1 protein-coding gene and 1 pseudogene are annotated in these 1,299 nt (G+C 54.3%); both read left to right on the forward strand.

What is annotated here, in order from left to right:
- Window positions 1-75: 75 nt before the first annotated feature.
- Window positions 76-1,050: pseudogene (locus tag ACSZPU_RS25745) on the forward strand (glycoside-pentoside-hexuronide (GPH):cation symporter); the annotation flags it as partial.
- Window positions 1,051-1,065: 15 nt separating this feature from the next.
- On the forward strand, window positions 1,066-1,239 hold the full coding sequence (locus tag ACSZPU_RS25750) for a hypothetical protein (protein WP_499004448.1): 174 nt from the start codon (window positions 1,066-1,068) through the stop codon (window positions 1,237-1,239).
- The last annotated feature ends 60 nt before the right edge of the window (window positions 1,240-1,299 follow it).

The following is a 1,299-nucleotide window of genomic DNA, read 5'->3' on the forward strand; positions in this document are numbered from 1 at the left end:
TTCAGGCAACCGTCTGTGGTGTTTGCAGAGCTAAGATTGGCGGCTTAGCGTTGCACTTCGGAGTTGAATCCGCCGTTGATGTATACGGCGATCAATATTCCCTACTGCTCAATGGGCGCGGTTATCACCCCGAATAACGAAGATCGTATTTCACTGCAATCGTATCGATTCTTTTTAGCCACCCTTGGCGGTGCCATGTCGACATTCTTTATGATGCCGCTGGCGCAATATCTCGGTGGCGACGATAAATTATCCGGCTACCGCTGGGCGATGGCGATAATGGCCAGTGCTGCCGTCATTATGTTCTGGATCTGTTTTGCCAATACCCGCGAGCGAATTAAAGCTCCGGCGACCCACAACAATTATCTTGCCGAATTGCGCGATTTATTACGTAACGATCAGTGGCGCGTGGTCTCTGTGCTGGTAATTACCAATATCGGCTTTGGGGTTATTCGCCTTGGCGCGATGATGTATTTCGTCACCTATTATCTGGGCAGCGCCAGCTATTTTATGTGGATGCTCGGCGCGCATATTCTGGGCAAAGCCGCAGGCAGCGCGCTGGCAAAACGCCTGACCCGCAACTTTAGCAAAGTGCAAATGTTCGGCTACTGCGCCGTCCTCGCCGGGGTACTGAGCATCGCCCTCTTCCTCGCACCGAAATCCATCTACGTGCTGGTGCCGCTCACCTTCGTGGTCTCCACCCTTTACCAGGCCACCACCACCCTGATGTGGGTGATGATGGCGGACGTCGCCGACTACGGCGAATGGCTGCAGGGCAAACGCATGGACGGCGTGATTTTCTCGACCTTCCTCGCCGTGCTCAAACTCGGTATGGCCATCAGCGGCGCCATTGTCGGCTGGACGCTGGGGCTGAGCGGCTATGTCGCCAACGCGCCAGAACAATCAACCCTTGCCATGCACTGCATCGGCGCCCTCTTCACCGTGGTGCCGGAGCTGCTGTCACTGGCCGCTTTTGCCACCCTGCGCTGGTACAAGCTCGACGATAACACCATGAAATCTATCAACCTTGCCCGTCACAGTCTCTCGTAAAAGGACGTATTACCCATGAGCGAACTTATTCAACACCCTGACAGCATCGAATGGCGTTTTGAGCGTCAGTTCCTGCGTATCGAAGCCTGGGGAGAACACAGCCTGCGCGTGCGCGCCACCTGTGCACCAGTCTTTAGCGACAATCTGCACGCCCTGTTAGGCTGTGTCCCTAAATCACCTGAGTTATAGTAACTGTCTTTTTCAACAACATATTGAACTATGGCTCGCTACGATATTCCCGATGAAGCA

This window comes from Phytobacter sp. V69, from assembly GCF_965644215.1.
In the GTDB taxonomy this organism is placed as follows: domain Bacteria; phylum Pseudomonadota; class Gammaproteobacteria; order Enterobacterales; family Enterobacteriaceae; genus Phytobacter.

Bases quoted from the DNA above. Each gene is read 5' to 3' on its own strand.
- ACSZPU_RS25750 (WP_499004448.1), top strand. From the start codon at position 1,066: ATGAGCGAACTTATTCAACACCCTGACAGCATCGAATGGCGTTTTGAG.